16 protein-coding genes and 1 riboswitch are annotated in these 17273 nt (G+C 34.9%); of the genes, 3 read left to right on the top strand and 13 right to left on the bottom strand.

Annotated features, from left to right (window positions below):
* From Ana3638_RS10495 to dapA, 5 genes are all read right to left on the bottom strand, one after another.
* Entirely contained in the window at positions 1-1059 is a 1059-nt protein-coding gene (locus Ana3638_RS10495; RefSeq protein WP_161837977.1) for an ABC transporter ATP-binding protein, read from the bottom strand.
* A gap of 348 nt (positions 1060-1407) precedes the next feature.
* Positions 1408-1509, bottom strand: coding sequence for a putative holin-like toxin (locus Ana3638_RS27030; protein WP_408609508.1), 102 nt, complete (start codon positions 1507-1509; stop codon positions 1408-1410).
* A gap of 33 nt (positions 1510-1542) precedes the next feature.
* Positions 1543-1686, bottom strand: coding sequence for a hypothetical protein (locus tag Ana3638_RS10490; RefSeq protein ID WP_161837976.1), 144 nt, complete (start codon positions 1684-1686; stop codon positions 1543-1545).
* A 258-nt stretch (positions 1687-1944) separates the two neighbouring features.
* Positions 1945-2700, bottom strand: a complete 756-nt coding sequence (dapB, locus tag Ana3638_RS10485) for a 4-hydroxy-tetrahydrodipicolinate reductase (protein WP_161837975.1) — start codon at positions 2698-2700, stop codon at positions 1945-1947.
* A 279-nt stretch (positions 2701-2979) separates the two neighbouring features.
* Positions 2980-3870: a 4-hydroxy-tetrahydrodipicolinate synthase gene (gene dapA, locus Ana3638_RS10480; protein ID WP_161837974.1), complete on the bottom strand. Its 891-nt coding sequence runs from the start codon at positions 3868-3870 to the stop codon at positions 2980-2982.
* 122 nt (positions 3871-3992) lie between these two features.
* Positions 3993-4166, bottom strand: a riboswitch (Lysine riboswitch).
* Between the two features lie 492 nt (positions 4167-4658).
* Here dapA and Ana3638_RS10475 point away from each other — a divergent pair.
* Complete coding sequence (locus Ana3638_RS10475) at positions 4659-5297, top strand: VanZ family protein (protein ID WP_161837973.1); 639 nt, start codon at positions 4659-4661, stop codon at positions 5295-5297.
* A gap of 200 nt (positions 5298-5497) precedes the next feature.
* Here Ana3638_RS10475 and Ana3638_RS10470 read toward each other — a convergent pair whose 3' ends face one another.
* On the bottom strand, positions 5498-6130 hold the full coding sequence (locus Ana3638_RS10470; RefSeq protein WP_161837972.1) for a single-stranded DNA-binding protein: 633 nt from the start codon (positions 6128-6130) through the stop codon (positions 5498-5500).
* Between the two features lie 450 nt (positions 6131-6580).
* On the opposite strand from Ana3638_RS10470, the gene typA reads away from it, so the two are divergent.
* Both typA and Ana3638_RS10460 read left to right on the top strand, forming a co-directional pair.
* Positions 6581-8419, top strand: coding sequence for a translational GTPase TypA (gene typA, locus Ana3638_RS10465; protein WP_161837971.1), 1839 nt, complete (start codon positions 6581-6583; stop codon positions 8417-8419).
* A gap of 69 nt (positions 8420-8488) precedes the next feature.
* A complete protein-coding gene (locus tag Ana3638_RS10460) occupies positions 8489-9433 on the top strand; it encodes a DUF2156 domain-containing protein (RefSeq protein WP_161837970.1) in 945 nt (314 codons plus the stop codon).
* 180 nt (positions 9434-9613) lie between these two features.
* Here the strand turns inward: Ana3638_RS10460 and Ana3638_RS10455 are convergent, their stop codons facing one another.
* From Ana3638_RS10455 to Ana3638_RS10425, 7 genes are all read right to left on the bottom strand, one after another.
* On the bottom strand, positions 9614-10402 hold the full coding sequence (locus Ana3638_RS10455; RefSeq protein WP_161837969.1) for a type II toxin-antitoxin system antitoxin SocA domain-containing protein: 789 nt from the start codon (positions 10400-10402) through the stop codon (positions 9614-9616).
* 176 nt (positions 10403-10578) lie between these two features.
* Positions 10579-11700: a sporulation integral membrane protein YtvI gene (ytvI, locus tag Ana3638_RS10450; RefSeq protein WP_161837968.1), complete on the bottom strand. Its 1122-nt coding sequence runs from the start codon at positions 11698-11700 to the stop codon at positions 10579-10581.
* Positions 11701-11819: 119 nt separating this feature from the next.
* Entirely contained in the window at positions 11820-13421 is a 1602-nt protein-coding gene (locus Ana3638_RS10445; RefSeq protein ID WP_161837967.1) for a sensor domain-containing diguanylate cyclase, read from the bottom strand.
* 408 nt (positions 13422-13829) lie between these two features.
* Positions 13830-14570, bottom strand: coding sequence for an ABC transporter ATP-binding protein (locus Ana3638_RS10440; protein WP_161837966.1), 741 nt, complete (start codon positions 14568-14570; stop codon positions 13830-13832).
* A gap of 194 nt (positions 14571-14764) precedes the next feature.
* Positions 14765-15856, bottom strand: a complete 1092-nt coding sequence (locus Ana3638_RS10435; RefSeq protein ID WP_161837965.1) for an ABC transporter substrate-binding protein — start codon at positions 15854-15856, stop codon at positions 14765-14767.
* A gap of 97 nt (positions 15857-15953) precedes the next feature.
* Entirely contained in the window at positions 15954-16751 is a 798-nt protein-coding gene (locus tag Ana3638_RS10430) for an ABC transporter permease (protein WP_161837964.1), read from the bottom strand.
* Complete coding sequence (locus Ana3638_RS10425; RefSeq protein WP_161837963.1) at positions 16720-17016, bottom strand: thiamine-binding protein; 297 nt, start codon at positions 17014-17016, stop codon at positions 16720-16722. Before Ana3638_RS10425 ends, Ana3638_RS10430 begins: the two co-directional genes overlap by 32 nt.
* Positions 17017-17273 lie beyond the last annotated feature (257 nt).

Raw genomic sequence — 17273 nt, 5'->3', positions numbered from 1 at the left:
TTAATTTTCCTCCTCATGATCCGTTTCTTGATTCTGCCCTGTTACCGGGCTCACTTGACTGACATCCTCTGTATTTGACGGATTTAATTTCCGTCTTCCGAGGCCTTTTGCTTGTTTTCCCTTAACCTTAGTCTGGGTTACCTCTAAGAAGATATCTTCCAGAGACATATTTGAGGATTGCATATTTAAGATTGGACATCTGGCATCACTTAAAGCATAAAAGACTGCTTCACGAATATCATCGTCTTCTTTGCAGTAAGCAGTTAATTTGATGATACCGTCTTTCGTTCTGGATTCATAATCTATTTTTGTTATCTCTGTTATCTTTTCCAGAGCTTCTTTTATCTTTTCCTTAGTGCCTTTCACCTGAAGATGTAATCCGTTGGAGCCTCCGATATGTTTGGACAGATTATCCGGTGTATCACTGACAATTAATTTACCTTTGTTAATAATCATAACTGTGTCGCAAATTGCACTTACTTCCGATAAGATATGGGAGCTTAAAATAATGGTATGTTCTTTACTAAGTTTCTTTATTAAATCCCTGATTTCAATAATCTGCATGGGGTCTAAACCTACGGTAGGCTCGTCTAATATTAAAACATCAGGAAAACCGATAATAGCCTGAGCCAGACCTACCCTTTGCTTATAACCTTTCGATAATTGTTTGATCAAGCGGTCGGATACATCCGTTATTTTTGCCATCCCCATGATCTTTGCTATCATCTTGCTTTTTTCCGATCTTTTAACCATTTTAAGGTCAGCGACAAAATTAAGATATTCTCTTACGGTCATATCGGGGTATAAGGGGGGCAATTCCGGTAAATAACCGATACGCTTTTTGGCTTCCTCCGGCTCATCAAAGATATCATGGCCATCAATTACTACGGATCCTTCCGTTGCTGATATATAACCTGTGATAATATTCATAGTTGTGGACTTTCCTGCCCCATTTGGTCCTAAAAAGCCAAGTATCTGACCTTTTTCAACCGTAAAGCTTAAATTATTTATTGCTAGATGGTCCCCATACTTTTTGACTAAATTCTTAACTTCTATCAAGACTTTCTCCTCCTTAAATAAAATTGGCCTCTAACAAGAATATGATACTCTTATAATGCGAAAAATTTGTGAACAATTATATAAAAATAAATTGTTCACAAATTTTTCACAATTATTCCAATTAAATTATAAGTCAGATGCCTGATAAAATCAATGAAAGAAATATGGTTCCATTTGTACCATTCCGGATATACTGTAAACATAAGCCTCCTGCTTCGATAAAAAATTTTCTTAAGTTTATTTTAAGTTTTCCTGCGCTTTTTAACTTACATAACCATTAATCTAATTTACCATTATTTACTTATGTAAAAGTTGGTATCATATATTTAGGTTTTCAAACATACATAATTATCTTCTACGCTTATTACTCCTATTATCGATAAAAGTAAGCATTGCAAGCAGTATCATGCCGAATTCAAGCATTAAGAATAATGAATCATACGTAACCATTGCATCACCACCCCTCAATGGCAGCAATCTGACTTAAAAAATTCCTAATGCTTGTACCAAGGTAGATAAATCTTTATTTTCCTCCATTGACGTGCAAGCGGTGTCTTTTGATAAACCTGTCATTTGATAAGCCCATTTTGCTACTGTTTTCCATACCTTTTCCTGAACATTTTTCATTTCGAAATCCTCCTTTAAAAAGTTTACGGTTACTAGTTACTGTAACAAATTGCTTATTACAATATTCATTATAATCAAATGCTAATTTTTTACAATAGTACTTGCACATTCTACATGTTTTTTGCCTAATATACATAAAATGTGTCTTTTTTATGGCGGATTAGTGATACATGCCTATCATTTGCCACAATTATCCATTAAAACGTAAAAACAGCTGCAGCAAAATTCTCAAATAATTTAGCTGCAGCTATTTATTATTTAACCGATAGCATCACTCATCTCATACATACCAGGAACTTTATCTGCTAAAAATTTGGCGGCATGGATAGCTCCTTTTGCAAAAATGGCTCTGGAATAAGCCGTATGTTTGATTTCTATCACTTCATCCAAACCTGCAAATATCACTTCATGCTCACCGATAATCGTTCCGCCTCGGACAGCAGAGATGCCAATTTCTTTTTTTTCTCTCTTTTTACGTTCCCTGGAGCGGTCAAAGTTATAATCATATTCCTGATTCAATACCTGATTCATGACATCGGCCAATGCCAAAGCCGTACCAGATGGTGCATCCAGTTTCTGATTATGATGTTTTTCTACTATTTCTATATCAAAATCTGCCGCTGCTAAAACCTGTGCCGCAGTCTTTAATAATTTCATCACAGTATTAACTCCCACGGACATATTTGCCGATCTTAATATGGCAATATTCTGGGAAGCCTTTTTAACCATTGCAAGATCATTTTCCGATAATCCCGTCGTACATAATACAACGGGTAATTGATTCCTTTCTGCAAATGCAAGCATTTCATTCAGCTTTTGTGGAGAAGAAAAGTCGATTATAACGTCTGCAAGTACATTACAGGCGGAAAAAGAAGTGAATACAGGATAACCGTTACCGGTTGATTCATGCAAATCAACACCTGCTACAATAACGGCCTGTTCATCGGATTTAAGAAGTTTAGTTATTTCCTGACCCATTCTCCCATTGCAGCCGCGTAATATTATTCTTGTCATTTTATCCTCCTCGTAACTTTTATCTTATGGCACCTTTTCAATACTCTACATCAACAATTCATTACTATTACTATGGTGATGTAAGTAATTTTTAATAATGCCATACTTTATTATATTATAGTAATCTGAGGTTGCATACTATATTATTCAATTAACTTATAACTTTGTTTAACCAATATATTTGTAAAATTATTTAATCCATATGAAATATTGCACAGAAAGCCAAAGCGGGTATTATTAAGTCCGCTACGCTAAGAAGCGGTATTTTTACTTGTTCGGTTAAACAATCTTCAGGCCTTTCTCATTCATGGCTTTTATTAGTTTTTCTACATTTTCAGGTTCCATATCCGTAAGAGGTTTTCTTAAACCTCCGACTTCAAATCCCATAAGATTTAATGCTTTCTTAATGGGAATGGGATTCACTTCACAAAACAGGGCGTCTATTAATGGTATGTAATTTAACTGCTGCTCACAACTTAATTTTACATTCCCATCCAAATAGTTTGCAACTATATCATGTGTCTCTTTGGGTGCTATATTAGAAAGTACGGAAATTACACCGATTCCGCCTAAGGATAGCAGTGGTACTATCTGGTCGTCATTACCGGAATATAAATCAATATCTCCCTGTGTAAGATGCATCAGGTTTGCAACCTGTGATATATTTCCACTGGCTTCTTTCATTCCCACAATGTTATCCACATCTTTTACCAATTCCGCTGCTGTTTTGGGAAGAAGGTTACATCCCGTCCTGCCGGGTACATTATAGAGAATAATCGGAATATTCACTTCCTTTGCAATATCCGTGAAATGTTCTTTTAATCCTCTCTGAGTAGCTTTATTATAATAAGGTGTAACCAGTAAAAGCCCGTCTGCACCATATTTTTCAGCTTCCGTTGAAAGATATATGGCTGTATCCGTACTATTGGATCCGGTTCCTGCTATAACCGGTATTCTTTTATTTACCTTATCTACGGTGTACCTAATACATTCCAAATGTTCTTCATGTGTCAGTGTGGATGCTTCGCCGGTCGTTCCGCATATTACAATACTGTCAGTTCCATGTTCAATCTGATAATCCAGTAATTCCCCCAGCTTATCATAGTTAACTTCCAGGTTTTCTTTAAATGGTGTTACAATTGCAACACCGGCTCCTTTAAATATTGCCATAACAGCACCTCCTAAAATTTATGTAAAAAAAAAGCCGACTTAAGAGTCGACACTAAAGAATTTTCCTGTAACGCCTATTCTTCAACTACAAAAAGCAGTGTGCAAAAATAAATGGCTTACATTCTTTAGGCAGCACTCCATCAATAAAATGATGACAGTCATATGGTTATTTACCATATGCCCAACTAAGGCAATGCAGTTTACCTTAATTTCGGCATCTTTTCCTTTCCACAGCTTTCTTCCATGTCTGCCATATCCAGCTATGTACTCTTAAAAAATGCGCCTCTACCAAAAAATCATCTATTCAATTTTATTTAAAGTCTCTACCATAATTCTTTTAACACATATTATCATTACCGTTATTGCTTGTCAATATGAATTTTCGGAAAAATATATTTCTTAAAGTGGCTAACGGACGCTTTGCTATTAGGGCATAGGAAAAACAGGAGTATGATATGTATCTGCAGTTCAGGAAAGCTGCCTTTCAATTCACTGCAGATACATATCATACTCCTGCTTCTTATTCAGACTTTGAGCAAAGCTGATGTTGGAATTACTTATAAGAAATTATAATATTCTTTTATTTATTCTAAATCAACTGCCATCTCTATTTATACCATTCCTTAATCAAGATATATGTTACGGTCGGATAATCATTATGTTCCTTTTCTACATATGAAATAAAGATTTATTTACTTTATCTTAATCAATTTTAAGGTTTTCAAAATGGTTATTAATCTTTTATTTTGTTAAAATCTATTTAACGAAATAGTAAACGAGGTGCTATTATGTTTTTGATTATTTTATTTACAAAAGCTACAATTATTTTCACTGTGATGATACCGCTTTTAATAACTGTTCAGATCCTGTTTAAGTATATAAATCATGTTTCCGCTTCCATTTCTCATAAAATAGGAACATATGTTTTTTGCTTTTTATTGGCAGGAATTTTTCTGGTTACCGGTATCCCCTCGATTACAACGATTCATCTGGATACCAATATTAGTTTTGACCTTTTTGACGGAATTTTTCCATATTATGATCAATACGTTAATAATATATTTTTATTTATACCTTTTGGTTTTTTACTTCCGCTTTTATGGATACAATATAATTTAAAAAAGACTGTTTTTACCGGTTTTCTTCTTTCACTGATAATTGAAACCATGCAGCTCTTTTGTTTTCGAATATCGGATGTGAATGATTTATGGACTAATACCTTAGGTACCTATCTGGGATATATTTTGTTTCTCGTCGTAAAAAATCTTAGTCCTAAGATAATCAATAAATTCTGCTTAAATACTTCCTTTTCTAAGAAAAAAGGGTTATTAATATTTCATGAGATATATTTTTACTTTTTTATAACCTGGTTCGTTGTCTTTTTTATGCATCCTTATATATCAGACTATATAATAAATATATTTTAACGTTTTTAGCATCATCAGTCTACGAGATTTCTATACAGCCCAACGTAAAGCTTATAGAGATATATGCTAATAAAAAATATTAAATGATAAACTATAATGAGATATGATGTAACCAGCTTTGCCTCATAACATGGATTAAATGCGGTAGTTTATGGTATTACCAAAAACTAACCGGGCAAAGCGTCCGGTTAGTCAATTAATCAATATTCTTCCAAATATTCCAGTTTACTCACTGAAACTTCATATGCTACACGTCTTTCATAGTCGGTCTCACCGACTTTTTTCTGATATTCCCTGCTTTGGATTCTGCCCCAGACCTGTATGTGTCCACCCACAGTAAAATTCTCTGCAAATCTTGCGTTTCTACCCCAGCAAATACATGGTATGTAATCAGATTTACCATAGGGACGATTTACTGCCAATAAAATATCTGCAATCTCTCTGCCTAAAGGAGTCTTTCGATATATCGGTTGCTTACAAACATAACCATCTAAAAAGATATAATTTGGTCTTACACCATCCATATCTTCTTCACAAACTTTAATTTCTCTGGCAAATACGGACAGAACTAAACGGTTTTTGTTATCCTCATGCCGGTTGTAGGAACGGAACTGCCCATTTACCTCCACATATTTTCCTTTTAAATCTGCTTTTACATCGATTAGTCTCTCAGATACCATGATAGGAATAATATCATAGGAATTACTTAACCGGCTTACCGATACATCCAAAATGTAAAAGCCTTCCCCGAATACATCGTGACTGAATACAAAATCAGTCATTACCTCGCCTGCAATACTTACTTGATTGTTATCAAATACTTTATCTGTCATATCGTATGACTCCCTTCTCTTTAATCCTGCTCTGTACAAATATATTGGTTACCCAATTTCATTGTCCTGAAATTCAAGATAAATATTTTCTCCATTATTATATGTATGCTCGTTTTTATCATTTTAGAATCAAAATTTCAAAAAATTTCCTAATTTATTTTTATTATGGTTCATTCCCGACAGCAAAACGCTGAAAAATTGGGACTGTAAATGAAAAGCCTTGTAAATTTTCTGTTATATGATACAATATTCAAGTTAGAATATTCCGGACTATACTCATTTTAAAAGTTTAACCATAATAATACCTTATAATCTATTACTTAACCGTATTTATTATGACAGCAACTGCTATTTACAGGTAACAGAATTCATTTATAAGTGAGTAAAAGTTTTTGAATAATTATCTATTGCTAGGTACCTAAAAGGCACTAAAAAGGAAGGAAGTACTATATGAAAATCAAAAGAGAAGATATTCGTAACATCGCTATTATTGCCCATGTTGACCATGGCAAAACAACCTTGGTAGATGAGCTACTAAAGCAAAGCGGTGTATTCCGTTCCAACCAGACCGTACAGGAAAGGGTTATGGACTCCAATGATATTGAGAGGGAACGTGGGATTACGATACTTTCTAAAAATACAGCTATATATTATGAAGGAGTTAAAATCAATATCATTGATACTCCTGGCCATGCAGATTTTGGTGGTGAAGTGGAACGTGTCTTAAAAATGGTTAACGGTGTTATATTAGTTGTGGATGCCTTTGAAGGGGCGATGCCGCAGACTAAATTCGTTCTTAAGAAAGCACTGGAACTGAACTTACCGGTTATTGTCTGCATTAACAAGATTGACAGACCGGAAGCGCGGCCAAAGGAAGTTATTGATGAAGTATTGGAATTGTTTATAGAATTAGATGCTTCCGACGAACAGCTCGATTGTCCTTTTGTTTATGCATCTGCTAAATCCGGTATAGCTATCTTAGAGTTAGATGATACACCGGAAAGTATGAAACCTTTATTTGAAACTATTATTGATTATATACCTGCTCCGGAGGGTGATCCTGATGCCAGCACACAGGTGCTGATCAGTACCATTGATTATAATGAATATGTTGGGCGTATCGGAGTAGGTAAAGTAGACAACGGTACCATCAAGGTAAATCAGGAAGCCGTTATGGTAAATGCCCATGACCCTAACAAGAATGTCAAAGTTAAAATCAGTAAATTATATGAATTTGAAGGTTTAAAAAAGATTGAGGTGGCAGAAGCAACCGTAGGTTCCATAGTTGCCATATCAGGTATTGCAGATATTCATATCGGTGATACCATATGTTCACCGGATAATCCGGAACCGATTCCGTTCCAGAAGATTTCCGAACCTACCATAGCCATGCACTTTATGGTAAATGACAGTCCTCTTGCCGGGCAGGAAGGTAAATATGTAACATCCCGTCATTTAAGGGACCGTCTCTTCCGTGAATTAAATACGGACGTAAGTCTTAGGGTCGAAGAAACGGATGCTACGGAAAGTTATAAAGTATCCGGCCGCGGTGAATTACATCTATCCGTTTTAATCGAGAATATGCGTAGAGAAGGTTATGAGTTTGCAGTAAGCAAGGCAGAGGTTTTATATAAATATGACGAAAAGGGCAAACAGCTTGAACCTATGGAAAGAGCTATTATTGATGTACCGGAAGAATTCTCAGGTACTGTTATTGATAAATTAAGCCAGAGAAAAGGAGAACTGCAGGGTATGTCTACCGCAAGCGGCGGCTACTCCCGTCTCGAATTCTCCATACCTTCCAGAGGCCTCATCGGTTACCGCGGTGAGTTCATGACTGATACAAAAGGTAATGGTATTCTTAACACATTATTTGACGATTATGGTCCTTACAAGGGAGACATCCAATACAGAAAACAAGGTTCTTTAATTGCCTATGAATCAGGTGAAGCTATCACTTATGGTTTATTTAATGCTCAGGAAAGAGGAACTTTATTTATTAATCCCGGAGAAAAAGTTTATTCCGGTATGGTTGTAGGACAGAATGGTAAAGCAGAGGATATTGAAGTTAATGTATGTAAGAGAAAACAACTTACCAATACCCGCTCCTCCAGTGCCGATGAAGCCTTAAAATTAACTCCGCCACGAATTTTAAGTCTGGAACAGGCTCTGGAATTTATTGATACCGATGAATTATTAGAAGTTACTCCCAAAAGTTTAAGGATCCGTAAAAAAATATTAGATCCGACAATGCGAATGAGGGCAAAGAGAAACAGTCAGAATAAATAAAAATAATAGGAAAGGCGGCCTGGCTGCCAAAAGGCACCCGGCTGTTTTTTATAATCTGGAGTGATATCTATGGGGATAGAATTAAAAAAGTTAACTATAATGGACAGCCTGTATTTAGAGAAATACAATAACTTACGTCCAATCTATATTTCCGAACGCCAATCTATTAATGCAATTATATGGGAAGAATTCTATGATACCCATTATTACTGCAATGATATGTATATGATGTGCGTAATTAAATCAAGAAATCGTAACTGTCCGATGATGCCTATGTGTAAAATTGAAGATATCAAAGATGTATTTATGGAAATTAAAAGTCATTGGAATCAAAATCTGCATGAACCTTTAAATATGTATCTGGTAGACGGGGTTTTTCTGGAAATTCTTAAAACCATTCCGGGTTTTATGGATGAATTTGATATTATTGATGACAGGGATTCTTATGATTACATGTATGATGCTGAAAAATTAAGAACCTTAAGCGGAAAAGCATATCACAAGAAAAAAAATCACCTGAATTCTTTTTTAAAGAATTATGCGGGAAGATATGAATATAGGTCTCTTTCCTGCGCGGATATTGAAGAAATCGAGGCTTTCCATGATACATGGCTGGATAACCGTGACTATGAAGATAAACACGGCAGTATGCGTATGGAAGAAAACGGTATCCACAGACTTTTCAGAAACTGCGGGTTAATTGATTGTGAACTTGGTGGTGTCTATATAGACAATAAATTGGAGGCCTATTCCATTGGCAGTTATGCCCCTGATATTGAGTGTGCATTTATTCATATTGAAAAAGCAAATATTAACATTCCCGGATTATATAACTTTATTAATCAGCAATTTTTAATCCATGCTTTCCCCGAGGCTAAAATTGTTAACAGAGAAGACGATTTAGGCCAGGAGGGACTTAGAAAATCAAAACTATCTTATCAGCCAATAAGGTTGGAGACCAAATACCATATCTATCAAAAAATAACCGGAGTAAAAACAGCAATACCTGAATAAGTGATTAAAATCAGCAAGAAATTTCTCCAGCATTTGTTATGCTTAAGTCTAAAATAAACAATTTCTTATATATTTCAATCCACATACTACTGGTCAAAATATATAAGAAATTGTTTAAGTATTTTTAATATAATATTCTATTGATTTACTGAATTTATTAATCAGGGATTTCTATAAAATTCAAATACCTTTTAATTGCATAAACCGTCTGTCAGGATATTTATTAATATCATCCAGATTATGTATCTCATATTGAACTAAAATATCTTTAAAATAGTTCTTTATTGTTTCTTTTGAAATAATCTTTCTGCCTTCTTTATCCCTTGATATCCGGAAATTGGAACGTTCTGATGTAGTGATTGATTTTAGCGCTTTCGGGCCGTACCAACAGAATGTGTCAAGAATCTTATTGATGAGTTTCATCTCTTCTTCTGCCAGTCTGCTTTCAGGAATTTCGAAAACATTAACACCATGTTTTTTCATAGTGAAGTAAAGCTGGTAATAAGGAGCATTTTCCTGATTTACATTATAATCATCCTCAAATATTTCTTTATCAAATAATGCCAGAGAAAACCCTTGGGAATAATAGAGAAGCCATTGAAGATAACTTGGAGATAAATCTCCCTGACAGAAATAAATCATATACTGTGCAATCAGGTTAATCTTTTTCTCCGTTAATTTTTCCAGCACAGCCTGCAAACTTTTTCGATAAGCTACTTTCGTTAAATTATCTTTGTTCTCCAGTAATAATTCATAATAATAAGCCGGCTCTTCCGCTATGGTTTTTAATTTGTTGGAGTATTCCGCAGTTGGTATATCACCTTCTATATATCTTATGATGGTGGTTTCCCCCCAACCCAATAGTTTTGCAAGAGGTTTTTTGCCTATACGAAAATCACTTAATATTGCTCGTATTTCATTGGCAGTGACAATTGAATTAGCATTATTCTGCAGATTATTTTCTTTCATAGTTTTATCCCTTTCAGTATAATGTCTTCCCCAAATTCCCTAATTCATTTCGCATTTTTTATAACTAAATAATATATAATTTTTAAAGCCTGGTCAACAATAATTGCGAAAAAAACAGGGTTATTTAAAGTAATTTATTTACCTAATTAAATTTAATAACAATTCATACTAAAGTATTAGAATTTACGAAATTCATTTAAATCATGGACTATAATCTTAAACCCTTTTATCACTCTGTCAAACATCCCAATTTGGTAAAACTTAACTAAAATCATCCCGATAGGTATACCGATAATCATTCCAAGTACATTCATAAAACGGTAACCGACAAACATAAAAATTAAAGTTGCAAACGGATTGATACCGATACTGTCTCCCACCATTTTAGGCTGAAGGACCTGCTTTACAATTTGGCAGATAAGGTATATCGCAATCAGTAACACTGCTTTTAAGTAACTGCCAAGTAAAAAGTCAGCCAATGCCCACGGCCAGATTACTACACCCGTCCCAAAGAATGGGAGGAAGTCCAGAAATGCAATACCTGTTGCCAAAAGAAAAGAATAGTCAACTTTCAGTAATTCAAAACCTATAAATAAAATAATGATCAAAATCAGCATAATTTTAAACTGAGCTTTGAAATAACCGCCGACAGCAGCTTTAAAATTATCAATTATCAAAGTATAACTTTTTACCACCGCCCGGGGCATTATCTTTTTAATGCTTCTTGACAGATTCTCCCGTTCTGCTATAAAGAAATATGCCGATAAAATAGTTATAATTGTCATAAGCAGCATTTCGACAATATTTTTTGCATACGTTCCGGCCTCGCTAATGGTGGGCATATTTTCTTCCGCCATTAATTTTGAGCCATATTCTGATATATTTATATTCATCCTGTCCACCATATGTTTCATACCGGCAGGAAGTAAGGAGTAAACACCTTGTAATTTAACTGATAATTCATTTAACTGGTTTTCTATGCTTTTATAGATATTAGGCAGGTCACTCATTAACCTGACCGACTCCCTCATTATTAAGGATACTAAAGCATATAAAACACCAATTACCGCTGCAATGACCACTATGATTATAATCGCCGAACTATGCTTTCTTAAGATTTTCACTCTTTTCTCCAAAAACTTAACAAGTGGATTCGCTATCATGGATATAATCCAGCCAATTACAAAGGGCATAAAAAATGCTAAAATTTTAGGGAATATGAATATGACAAAAAGCAGTCCTAAAATGAAAATTATTAGGTTTACAGCTATTTTAAGATATATTATCCCATTTTTCATCTATTCATCTCCATATAAGAATGTAATAATTTTACTGCTGAATTAATTATAATACTATACTAATTTTAATGTAAATATCTTTTTCAAATTTAATTACAGTAAATTTTAAATTTTTTTAATTACAGCAAATATCTACTTCCTGTAACCTTATTTCTGCCTTGTTCTTTTCCGTTATACAAGGCTTTATCAGCATTTGAAATACACTGGTCAAAACTGTTATCCCTCTCATATTCTGCTACGCCAATGGTAATAGTAAAGTTTAACGTCTGTGAATTCTCCAATTTTATAAGGGAAGTTTCTATATCTTTTCGGATGTTTTCTGCTACGATAAGTGCTTCTTCATAAGTCTTATTAAATAATACTATTAAAAATTCCTCACCACCCCAACGGCAGACGATGTCTTTTTTGGATACATTTCTTTGCATAATAGCTGCCGTATTTATTAAAACCTTATCACCTGCCGCATGACCATAAGTATCATTATAATGTTTAAAAAAATCGATATCTGCAATTAAAACGGAAATGGGTAATTTATTTACTTCCGTCTCTTTCATATATTCGGTTAATTTTTCCTCATAACCCCTTCGATTATAAGTGGTTGTTAGAAAATCCATTTTAGCCGCACTCTCTAACAATCTTTGATAAGATTTTAATTCCACAATGGAATCCTTTAATAATCTAGCCGTTTGTTTCCGTTTTTCCGCTTCATTCATGGTCAATAATAAGAAGAGGCAGATTAACATAATTGGCAGTGTTGTAAGTATAGATTGCAATAATATCGTCCATGCCGGTACTCGTATAAATAGGTTCCAGGGTGCATTGGTTAAGCGAATGGAATATACATAATAACCATTAATTCGTTTTACCTCATTAACTTCCATGTGTTTCATAGTATTAGCGGTAAAATCAGAAATATCCAAAAATTCTTCCATGGAAATCACCTCTTTACCCAATGCTTTTTTGTGCCCGGAGGCGATAACGAAATCATTTTCATCAACAAGGCAGCTTTCGTAATTCGAATCTATCATTTCATTAAAACGGAAATTTGAGAAATCTATAGTTACGACACCCATAAATTGCTTCCTATGATAGATCGGTGTTGAATATGTAACGATTAATTCTGTTTTATCCTGGTTTAAATACACCGGTGTCCAGACAGACTTTTGGGTATAGTTTTCTTCCGGTGCTGCCTTTGTATAAAATATTTGCTTTTTTAAATCATCTGTATATCGAAAATCCTTCGAATAAATAAAAGGGTAATGGTTAATAAAATTATTCTCACTGATATAACTCATCCATTTTATATCCGGAAGTTTTTGATATAATTTATTAAAAACCTTATTAAAATGTATGGCTAAATTTAAATCATCCCTTACAGTTATATCAGTTGGTATCCTGCCGACGCCGGTTAAATTTCCTTCCGTTTTTTCCATTATTGTACCGCCGATAACATCTGTATGGAAATAATTCTCTTTCGAATTATATTGAACGAAATCAAGAAATCTGGAATTACTTGCTTCCGTACTCTGGTAAATGCCATTACCAAAAATAGATATAATGTCCGCATAACCGCTGATTAAATCTATATGCCGATTCAGGATAGCTTCTTTTGATATTGCATTATTTTTAAAATCCTTTATTAAAGAATCATACTTATTTTGGTATGTTATTAAGTTACTGATAAAAATCAATAAAATGATGATAGGTTTCTTCAGTTTCATCAATGTCTCCTTCTAAGTAGGATTTACGTTGGATTAACATGCGGCCTCCCTTTGTCATATCTGTCCCAGCTAAAAACTTGATGTTTTTTATTTTGCTGACAACTACCTCACCCTCAGAATAATTGATAAAAACCTGCCTTTCTAATTCAATCAATTTCTATTAGCTTAATATTAAATTTATGCGAAAAATTAACGGTCTTAAAGCATACAAATAATTCAGTAATAACGCCAAAATATTACATAAAATAACAAAAAACGATTTTATATATCTATTTTAACTAAAAATATATATTTTTTCAATGTTTTTTTTATACAAAAAGAGTCTTCCAAAAACTTACCATTATTACCTTATAATTATGCCAGGTTTATAATTAAAGTTTTAGGAAGACTCTTTTAAATAATACTATTTTATTGTTCCAAAATGTTTAATATACGTTTTTTATATTCCATAAATTGTTCACTGACAATAAAATCCTTACTCCTGGGTTTTGGTTTGTCAATAATAATCTCTTCTGTTATGCTGCCTGGCTTTCCTGTCATCATATAAATTCTATCCGACAGAAGAATTGCCTCGTCAATATCATGTGTTATAAATAAAGTGGAAAGTCTGATTTGCTCCATTACCTCCAGATACCATTCATGCATACTGCTTTTGGTTATGGTATCAAGAGCACTGAAAGGCTCATCCAATAACGCTACCCTGTCCGAAAATAAATAAGTACGAAGCAGAGCTGCCCTTTGTCTCATACCTCCCGATAACTGGTGGGGATATTTTTTTTCCGTACCGTAAAGTCCGAATTCCGCAAAATACTGTGCTGCAGTTTCCCTTGCTGTACTTTTCTTTACTCCTTTTATCCTCAAAGGCAATGAAACATTATCTAGTATTGTCTTAAACGGCAAAAGCAGGTCTTTCTGAAGCATATAGCTGATTTTACCGGCTTTGCCCGTTATATCCGTATCGTCTAAGGTAACTGTACCGCTATCCGGATATAATAAGCCTGATAATACATTAAATAAAGTAGTCTTACCGGCACCGCTTACACCTAAAAGGCATACAATTTCATTTCTATTCAGTTCAATGGAAATATCCTCTATGATTTTATTGCCGTCAAAACTTACTGAAATTCCTTTTGCAGTTAGCTTTTCCATGTATATTTCCTTTCTGGATTATACTGTTTTAAGTAATTGCGCAACTTGTATCTAATACCATGCAATTAAGTATAATTTCAGAGCTGAATCCTGCCCGGAGGGCAACTGAAGCTAGAAACAAATATCATTTTGTATGGTATATTCATAAAACCATATAGTTTCGCAATTACCTATTATACTGATCAGAATTTTAGTTATTCCGATAAGAAATCATTACTAAAGCCGGTTCCTGCAGGAATTTCTTTTTCAACTAGACCATTTTTAAATAACCAGGCATAAAAGGCGTCCCATCTTGCCGGATCAATATAACCCCACCTTGTCTCTTCGGCTTTATATTGATCGGCAAGCCATTTCTGGCTTTCTTTCACAAGAGTTTCGTCTAATTCCGGAACAGCAGCTAAAAGCACTGCAGCGGCATCGTCCGGATTGGCAATCGCATATTCATAGCCCTGCTTTACGGCATCTATAAATTTCTTTGCAGTTTCAGGATTATTTTTTAGGTAATCATTATTTCCAATAATAACAGGACTATAATAATCCAGTTCCTTACCATAATCTGCAAAGTTAAGATAATTGGTCTTAAGACCTGCAACCTTTGTGGCAATACCGTCCCAAGCATAATATACCCACACGGAATCAATATCAGTCTGAAGAGCGGTAACTACATCCGTAACTGTATTTGGAATCATTTTGATATCATCATATTTACCGCCGTCATCTTCCACAATCTTCTTAATAATCGCAAGTTCGATTGGAGAATCCCAGGTTGCATAGGAATGACCTGCCATTTTAGCCGGGGTATCGATACCGGTTTTTTTCAGAGAAATAATACCGGATGTGTTATGCTGTATTATGGCGGCAACTGCAGTAACCGGCATAGGATTATCCGAAGCAAAGGTAGGTGCTAAAGTATCCTGGAAACTGATACCGAATTCTGCACCGCCGGCACCGACTAATTCCGTTGTACTTCCTTCCGGCGGCTGCATGATCTCTACTTCAAGTCCGGCAGCATCAAAAAAACCTTTTGCCTGGGCTACGTATAAACCCGTATGATTGGTATTAGGGGTCCAGTCAAGTACAATGCGAACTTTTTCTTTTTCATCTGCCATGCTGACGGTATCTTCCGCCGTGGCAGGTGTTTCAGCCGCCGTATTCTCTTCCGTAACGGTTGTATCGTTAGCCGTATTTGCTTTACCGGCTTCATTTTTTTCTTTATTTCCACAGGCTGATAAAGTCGCTGTAACTAAAACAGCTGTCAGCAATAATGTCAGTAATTTCTTTTTCATTTAAATAGTTTTCCTTTCCTGTTCCTTATTCTGTCAATATTTCATTCATTAACGGCATAATAATAAGTTAATGATATTTAAACCTAAGTATTACGTATTAACTTTTTGCAGCAGTCCTGTCCGATTTCTTTGTATCTCTATGGTCCCAGGGCATTAATGCTTTTTGCATTAATGTCACCAAAAACATCAGTAATAAACTGATAAGGGATATAAAAAAAATGACAGCAAACATTTTATCATAGGAATAAGATTTCCTGACTCTGGTCATATAAACTCCCAAGCCGTTAAAACCTCCAAGCCATTCGGCAACAACCGCACCAATTACGGAATAGGAAACGGATATCCTAAGTCCTGCAAAAAAATGACTCATGGAACTTGGGAGTTTTATATGAAAAAATCGCTGCATACGGCTGGCTCCCATGGCTTTTAAAAGATTTACGGCATCTGCATCGGCAGATCGAAAACCATCCAATAAACCAATCGTAATTGGGAAAAATGATGTTATTATAATCAGCGTAACTTTTGGCAGTATGCCATATCCAAGCCAGAGCACCAATAAAGGGGCGATGGCAACCGTAGGTACCGTCTGGGTGATGACCAGAACCGGGTAAATCGATTTATAGGCAATCTGAAACCGGTCCATTACCACAGCCACTACAAATCCTAATAGAATTCCTAAAGATAATCCAATAAATGCTTCCGTTAAAGTTGTCACAGCGTGGGTCATTAATAATGAGAAATCACTGAAAAATGCAGCCACAACATCTGCCGGGGACGGCAGCATAAACTTAGGAACAAAACCAACAGACGAGCAAAGCTGCCATACTGCTAAAATAGCAGCTATCGCAAATACTGGGGATATTTTATAAATGATGTTTTGTAACTTTTTTTTCAATTGTTAATACACCACCCTCCGGTGCAAAACTTATTTTTACGTAGGCAGCTACTTTCGGACATCCGGCTTTTATTGCAATATACTGGCAATTTTTCACTATTTCCATTAATTCTTCGTATTCTCCTTCAATCGCTGTTTCACAAGGTCCTACATAATAATTTAAACCGGTGTTTTTAATATAGGCGATAACCTCATCGACTATTCTAATTACTTCCTCATCGGTATCAACATGGGGTAATACCTGTATTGCTACACTTGCATTCATTTTTTGTCCTCCTTTTTTCTTAAGGCTGTTATAACAGCCTCACACTCTGATTGTTATTATGTATCTGTTTTCCTATCTACCCAAAGGATATTATCCTTTTGCATTCGTGCCCATCCGCCCGGAGGGTTTTTATATCGTTGGGAAGTTCGGAGAACTTTCCAATGATATAAAAAATACCTCTCCGTTAACCGGAGAGGTATGTATATTAACTGGCCTAATTTATTTAAGCATTTTCCTATACATCCCTACGCCGGCAT

It is taken from the genome of Anaerocolumna sedimenticola (genome assembly GCF_009931695.1).
Taxonomy (GTDB): Bacteria; Bacillota; Clostridia; order Lachnospirales; family Lachnospiraceae; genus Anaerocolumna; species Anaerocolumna sedimenticola.
This window is presented reverse-complemented; position numbering and strand designations above follow the sequence as displayed.

Coding starts and splice junctions, on each gene's coding strand:
- Ana3638_RS27030 (WP_408609508.1), bottom strand. CDS start 1,509: ATGGTTACGTATGATTCATTATTCTTAATGCTTGAATTCGGCATGATA.
- Ana3638_RS10490 (WP_161837976.1), bottom strand. CDS start 1,686: ATGAAAAATGTTCAGGAAAAGGTATGGAAAACAGTAGCAAAATGGGCT.
- dapB (WP_161837975.1), bottom strand. CDS start 2,700: ATGACAAGAATAATATTACGCGGCTGCAATGGGAGAATGGGTCAGGAA.
- dapA (WP_161837974.1), bottom strand. CDS start 3,870: ATGGCAATATTTAAAGGAGCCGGTGTTGCAATTGTAACACCATTTAAA.
- Ana3638_RS10475 (WP_161837973.1), top strand. CDS start 4,659: ATGTTTTTGATTATTTTATTTACAAAAGCTACAATTATTTTCACTGTG.
- Ana3638_RS10470 (WP_161837972.1), bottom strand. CDS start 6,130: ATGACAGATAAAGTATTTGATAACAATCAAGTAAGTATTGCAGGCGAG.
- typA (WP_161837971.1), top strand. CDS start 6,581: ATGAAAATCAAAAGAGAAGATATTCGTAACATCGCTATTATTGCCCAT.
- Ana3638_RS10460 (WP_161837970.1), top strand. CDS start 8,489: ATGGGGATAGAATTAAAAAAGTTAACTATAATGGACAGCCTGTATTTA.
- Ana3638_RS10455 (WP_161837969.1), bottom strand. CDS start 10,402: ATGAAAGAAAATAATCTGCAGAATAATGCTAATTCAATTGTCACTGCC.
- ytvI (WP_161837968.1), bottom strand. CDS start 11,700: ATGAAAAATGGGATAATATATCTTAAAATAGCTGTAAACCTAATAATT.
- Ana3638_RS10445 (WP_161837967.1), bottom strand. CDS start 13,421: ATGAAACTGAAGAAACCTATCATCATTTTATTGATTTTTATCAGTAAC.
- Ana3638_RS10440 (WP_161837966.1), bottom strand. CDS start 14,570: ATGGAAAAGCTAACTGCAAAAGGAATTTCAGTAAGTTTTGACGGCAAT.
- Ana3638_RS10435 (WP_161837965.1), bottom strand. CDS start 15,856: ATGAAAAAGAAATTACTGACATTATTGCTGACAGCTGTTTTAGTTACA.
- Ana3638_RS10425 (WP_161837963.1), bottom strand. CDS start 17,016: ATGAATGCAAGTGTAGCAATACAGGTATTACCCCATGTTGATACCGAT.